This is a genomic window from Streptomyces sp. NPDC102360 (assembly GCF_044766085.1).
GTDB lineage: Bacteria > Actinomycetota > Actinomycetes > Streptomycetales > Streptomycetaceae > Streptomyces.
The window spans coordinates 21,378-27,377 of record NZ_JBIWLG010000023.1 but is presented as its reverse complement, the minus strand read 5'-3'; the positions used below and the strand labels follow the sequence as shown (position 1 = coordinate 27,377).

Below are 6,000 nucleotides of genomic sequence, written 5' to 3'. Positions count from 1 at the left end.
GGGGGTGGGGGGGGGTGGGCGTCCCGGGGGGGCCCCGGGCCCCCCCCGCGCCGCCCCGGGCGTTTTTGCGCCCGCGGGGGGGGGGGGGGGGCCCCCACCCCCCCCCGGGGGGGGGGGGCCCCCGGGGGGGCGGGGGGGCCCCCCCGTGGCGTGGGAAGCCACCCCGGCCGCGCCTCAATCGCCGGCGGGGCTTGAAGTGCTCAACTCCTTCTCCAGCGGCGTACGAAACCGTGGTGTGACCCGCGTACCGCCCAGCCAGGAGGTGAGGCGGGCCGCCTCTTCCGCCACGGCCCGCCGCACCCGGCCCCCACCGGACGCGTCCAACAGCCGCCACACCACCTCACCATCCGCCCGCTGCCCCCACCCGCCGACCACACGCCCGCCCCACCACACCGTCGGCCCGATGTTCCCGCTCCCGTCGAAGAGCGCGGGACGCAGCTCCGGCGGGCAGTACCAGTCCCGCTCCTGCCACCCCATCGCGGTCGGATCGAGCCCCGGCAGGAGCGCCGCCCACGACTCCAAGTCACCGTCCACCGGGTCCACTTGGTCCGCCAACACGTACCCCGTGCCGCCGCCGTCCAGCGACACCTCCACCGCCCCCACCGCGGCGAGCGCCTTGCGCACGTCCGTGACCTTCCACCCCGTCCACCACTTGAGGTCCCCCTCCGTGGCGGGCCCGCACGCCCCCAGCCACAGCCCGAGCAGCTCCGCCTGCGCCTCGGCGACCGGCAGTTCCGGATGCGGCGGCGCGATCGCCCACCGGAACTGCGTCGAGGTCCACGAGCCGAGCGGCCGGCCCCGTACGACCCGCCCCTCCACCCCGAGCACCCGCATGAGCCGCGCCGACACGGTGTGCTCGGCCTCGTAGCTCCTGCCCCGCCCGTACGTGAACCGCTCCCGCAACCGCGGCTCGTCCGCGACGAGTTCGGTCACCGTCGCCTCCCCGCGCCGCTCAAGGGCGGCCAGCGCCGACGCCTCCACCTCCGCCAGCCACTCCGGCGTGAGCCGCCCGTCGCTCCCGCCCACCATGTCCCCCAGCAGCGCGGCCCGCGCCTTCGCCGCCACCGCGAGCCCGGTCGACGCGTGCACGACGGGGGCAAGACCGGCCGGGAACGTGAACACCGTGTGCCGCATCCCGTGCATCCGCACCAGGCTGCGGTCCTCGTACAGTGCCCGCTCGACGTCCGCGACGGTCCCGGAGGCATCCGCGAGCCGCGCGCCCACCGCCAGATACACGGTCGCCGGATCCGTCCCGTGCAGCGCCACGAGCGAGCGCGCGACGTCCTCGGCGCGGTCCGCGCGCGCCGAGGGGGCGAGGAGGTGCGCGCGGGCGAGCCGCGCGCGCCGCTCGTCGTCACCGATGTGCCGCACGGTCCCCGTGCTCTTCGTGTTCATACGGCACATCCTGCCCTCGGCCCTGCCGCGAAGGTCACCTGTTTGCACCCCTTGGCATGCGCCCCGACCCTGCCCCACCGTTGACTTGAGCGACCTGCAGTGGTGCTCGAGCGGAGGTGTCGGCGATGGCGGACGTACGACGAGGTGCGCGAGGCGCCCGAGCGGTGGGCGCGGCCCTGTGCGTGGCGGCCCTGACCGTGGCCGCGGCCGGCTGCTCCGACGACGGCGACACCCCCTCCGGCGCCGCGTCGAAGGCCGCCTCCGCCGCCTCCTCCGCGGCGTCCAGGGCCTCGGACGTCGTGGCGTCGGCGACCGCGGAGGCGCAGCGGAAGTTCGACGACTTCAAGGACGGCGTCGACGCCAAGGGCGACGTGAAGCTCGGCGACGTGAACTCCGAAGGGAACCGCACCACGGTGCCCGTCACCGTCGACAACGGCACGTCGGACACCAAGTCGTACGTCGTCCAGGTCGGCTTCAAGAACGGTGACGGCAAGCTGGTGGACACCGTCGTGCTCAACGTGAACGACGTGAAGGGCGGCGGCTCCAAGGACGCCACCGCGCGCAGCACCCACTCCCTCGACGGAGACATCACCGCCGATGTCTCCCGCGCCCTGCGGCACTGACCGGCGGGGCGCCCCGCCATGAGCAGCCCCGCCGAACGCGCCGCCCTGGGCCGACGGGCCCGCCGGCACAGCCCCCGCTCCTCGCACGGCCCGTGGATCCCGTCAGCCGACCGCCCCGACCCCGTCGTGACCCTGGAGCGGCAGGGCGCCGACCGGCTCCGCGACCTGCTGCCCATCCGCTACGGCCGGATGGCGGCGAGCCCGTTCGCCTTCCTGCGTGGCGCAGCGGCCGTGATGACCGGCGACCTCGCGGCGACACCCCACACGGGCCTCACCGTCCAACTCTGCGGTGACGCCCACCTGTTGAACTTCGGCCTGTTCGCCGCGCCCGACCGCGCCCTGCTCTTCGACCTCAACGACTTCGACGAGACGTACCCGGGCCCCTTCGAGTGGGACGTCAAGCGCCTCGCCGCCTCCATAGCCGTCGCCGCCCGCGACAACGGCCACTCCGACAAGCAGGCCCACCTGGCGGTCCTCGCCTCCGTCACCGCGTACCGCACCACCATGCGCCGCCTGGCCTCACTCGGTGAGCTCACCGTCTGGTACGAGCGGATCGACGCCCACGCGCTGCTCCCGCTCATCCGCTCGGCGCGCCACCGGCGCCGCGCCGAGCACACCCTCGCCCAGGCCACCCGGCGGACCAGCCTGCACGCCCTCGGCAAGCTCACGGAGACCACTCCCGACGGCCGCCGCCGCATCGCATACGACCCGCCGCTCCTCGAACCGGCCGGTGTCTCCGACGCCGCGGCCGTCCGCAAGATGTTCGGCGACTACCGCTCCACGCTCGCCGAGGAACGCCGCCGCCTGCTCGACCGCTACCGCTTCGTCGACGCGGCCCGCAAGGTCGTCGGCGTCGGCAGCGTGGGAACCAGGTGCTTCATCGTGCTGCTCGCCGGCCGTGACGCCGACGACCCCCTCTTCCTCCAGATCAAGGAGGCCAACCGGTCCGTCGTCGAGGAGCACATCCCGAACCACGGCCCGTACATCCATCCGGGTCATCGTGTCGTGTCGGGCCAGCGCCTCCTCCAGGCCGCGAGCGACATCTTCCTCGGCTGGATGACGGGACCACAGGGCCGCTCCTTCTACTGGCGCCAGCTGCGCGACATGAAGGGCGCCGCCGACGTCACCGTCATGCCGCCCGACGAACTCCTCGCCTACGCCCGGCTGTGCGGCACCGCCCTCGCCCGCGCGCACGCCCGCTCCGGCGACCGCATCGCGCTCGCGGCCTACCTCGGCGGCAAGGACGGCTTCGACCGCGCGGTCGCCGCGTTCGCCCTGCACTACGCGGACCAGACCCTCGACGACCACGGGACGCTGCGCAAGGCGATCTCCTCGGGGGTGCTGACGGCGACGCCGGGGGCGTGACCGGCAAGAGGGCACGGAGGATGATGTGAACCACCACAATCGGGCAGGGAAGGGCCAAGGAAGGGCCAAGGAAGGACCCGCACCCGGACCGCACGCGCCACTCCCAGGGGAGATTCCATGCCGAAGCCCGACCCCGCCGACAACACCGACTCCGCGGACAACTACGCCGTCGTCGCGGTAGCCGCGTCCGCGGGCGGCATTCATGCCCTGATGACGGTCCTCGGCGGCCTCGGCGGCGACTTCCCGCTCCCCGTCCTCATCGTCCAGCACCTGGACCCCCGGCACCGCACGGTCATCGCCGACATCCTCGGCCGCCGTTCCGAACTGACCGTCAAACTCGCCGAGCAGGAGGAAGTCGCCCGCTCCGGCACGATCTACATCGCCCCGCCCGACCGCCACCTCCTCGTCGGCCCCGACGGCACCCTCGCCCTCACCCAGAGCGAGCTCGTCCACTTCCTGCGGCCCTCCGCCGACCTGCTCTTCGAGTCCGTCGCCGGTACCTACGGCCCGCGCGCCATCGCCGTCGTCCTGAGCGGCACGGGCAACGACGGGGCCATGGGAGTCGACGCCGTGAAGACGCGGGGCGGTACCGTGATCGCGCAGGATCCCGGGACCGCGGAGTTCCGGGGCATGCCGGAGGCGGCAGTGGGCAAGGGGGCAGTGGACTTCGTGCTGCCCCTGGAAGAAATCCCCGCGGTCATCCGCGGGCTTGTCGGCACGAAGAGGCAGTAGGTAGACGGACGATGAGTGAGGCGCCGCGCGACGCGGAGACCGACGAGGAACTGGAGGAGCTGCTCCGGTTCCTGCGGGACGCCCGCGGGTTCGACTTCACCGGATACAAACGCTCGTCCCTGGGCCGCCGCATCCGCAAACGCATGTCGGACGTGGGCATCGACTCGTACGCCGACTACCGGGACCAGCTCGAGACGAACGCGGATGAATTCAACGCACTCTTCAACACCATCCTGATCAACGTCACCTCGATCTTCCGCGACTCGGACGCCTGGACGTACCTGCAGCGCGAGGTCATCCCCGAACTCCTCGCCCAGCTCGGCCCGGAGGACGACATCCGGGTGTGGAGCGCGGGCTGCTCCAGCGGCGAGGAGGCCTACTCGCTGGCCATCATGTTCGCGGAGGCCCTCGGCCTCCAGGAAGCCCTCAACCGCGTCAAGATCTACGGCACGGACGTTGACGACGAGGCGCTGCGCGACGCCCGCACCGGCCTCTATCCCGCCAAGGCCCTGGAGTCGCTCAGCCAGGAGCTGCGCGAGAGGTACTTCGAGCAGAACGGCTCGCAGTTCAGCTTCCGCTCCGACCTGCGCCGCCGCGTCATCTTCGGCCGCCACGACATCACCCGCGACGCCCCCATCTCCCGCCTCGACCTGCTGGTCTGCCGCAACGCCCTGATGTACTTCAACGTCGAGGCGCAGACCCAGATCGTCGACCGGTTCCACTTCGCGCTGCGCGAGGGCGGCTTCCTGTTCCTCGGCAAGGCCGAGATGCTGCTCAACGACGCAGACCGGTTCGACGTCATCAGCATGCGCCAGCGCATCTTCCGCCGCCGCCCCGGCAACGCGCAGGCGCCGTACCAGCCGGCCCCGGTGAAGCTGCGCGCCAGCATGGGCAGCGAGATGCAGAACATGGCGCGCACCCGGCAGTTGCGCGACCTGATCCTGGACGCTTCGCCCGGCGCGGCCCTCGCGGTGGACACCGAGGGCATGGTCGTCCTCATCAACAGCCACGCCCGCGTCCAGTTCGGCCTGACCGCGAACGACATCGGGCGCCCCTTCCAGGACCTGGAGATCTCCTACCGCCCCGTCGAACTGCGCTCCTTGATCGACCAGGCCACGCACGAGCGCCGCTCGCTGCGGGTGAACGGGGCCGAGCGCAGGGTCGGCGACGAGATCCAGTTCTACGACATCCTGGTCCAGCCCCTCGTCGGAACGGGCGGTCTGCCGGCCGCCACCAACATCACGTTCACCGACGTCACCGTGGCCACCCAGCTCAAGGCCGAAGTCAAGCGCGTACGCGAGGACCTGGAGACGGCCTACGAAGAACTCCAGTCCACGAACGAGGAGTTGGAGACCACCAATGAGGAGCTCCAGTCCTCCATCGAGGAGTTGGAGACCACGAACGAGGAACTCCAGTCCACGAACGAGGAGTTGGAGACCACGAACGAGGAACTCCAGTCCGGCAACGAGGAACTGGAGACCATGAACGAGGAGATGCGGATCCGCAGCGAGGAGCTGGACGAGACCCGCGCCTTCCTGGAGGGCGTCCTCGGCTCCGTCGCGGCCGCCGTCGTCGTCCTCGACAAGGGCCTCAGCGTCAAGAGCTGGAACCGGGGCGCCGCCGAGCTGTGGGGGCTGCGCCAGGACGAGGTCATCGAGGAGCTGTTCTTCGGCCTCGACTTCGGGCTCCCCACCAACCAGCTGCGCGAGGCCGTGGACGAGTGCCTCAAGACGCGCAAGCGCAGCGCCCCCGTAGTGATCGACGCGGTCAACCGTCTCGGCCGCAGCATCACTTGCACCGTGACATGCAGCTCCTTCGACGGGCATCGCGGCGGCGTCGTCCTGCTGATGGAAGAAGAGCGGAGCAACGGTGCGCCCTGACCTGG

General features: G+C 71.8%; 5 protein-coding genes. 4 read left to right on the top strand and 1 reads right to left on the bottom strand.

Features of this window, described 5'->3' with window-relative positions; genetic code table 11:
- Positions 1-174: 174 nt before the first annotated feature.
- Entirely contained in the window at positions 175-1,395 is a 1,221-nt protein-coding gene (locus ACIRHA_RS42190) for a winged helix DNA-binding domain-containing protein (protein ID WP_403857194.1), read from the bottom strand.
- A gap of 125 nt (positions 1,396-1,520) precedes the next feature.
- Here ACIRHA_RS42190 and ACIRHA_RS42185 point away from each other — a divergent pair, with 125 nt between their 5' ends.
- From ACIRHA_RS42185 to ACIRHA_RS42170, 4 genes are all read left to right on the top strand, one after another.
- Positions 1,521-2,018: a hypothetical protein gene (locus ACIRHA_RS42185; protein ID WP_403857191.1), complete on the top strand. Its 498-nt coding sequence runs from the start codon at positions 1,521-1,523 to the stop codon at positions 2,016-2,018.
- Positions 2,019-2,036: 18 nt separating this feature from the next.
- On the top strand, positions 2,037-3,383 hold the full coding sequence (locus tag ACIRHA_RS42180) for a DUF2252 domain-containing protein (RefSeq protein ID WP_403857188.1): 1,347 nt from the start codon (positions 2,037-2,039) through the stop codon (positions 3,381-3,383).
- A 117-nt stretch (positions 3,384-3,500) separates the two neighbouring features.
- Positions 3,501-4,115: a chemotaxis protein CheB gene (locus ACIRHA_RS42175; protein WP_403857185.1), complete on the top strand. Its 615-nt coding sequence runs from the start codon at positions 3,501-3,503 to the stop codon at positions 4,113-4,115.
- A gap of 11 nt (positions 4,116-4,126) precedes the next feature.
- Positions 4,127-5,995, top strand: a complete 1,869-nt coding sequence (locus ACIRHA_RS42170) for a CheR family methyltransferase (protein WP_403857182.1) — start codon at positions 4,127-4,129, stop codon at positions 5,993-5,995.
- The last annotated feature ends 5 nt before the right edge of the window (positions 5,996-6,000 follow it).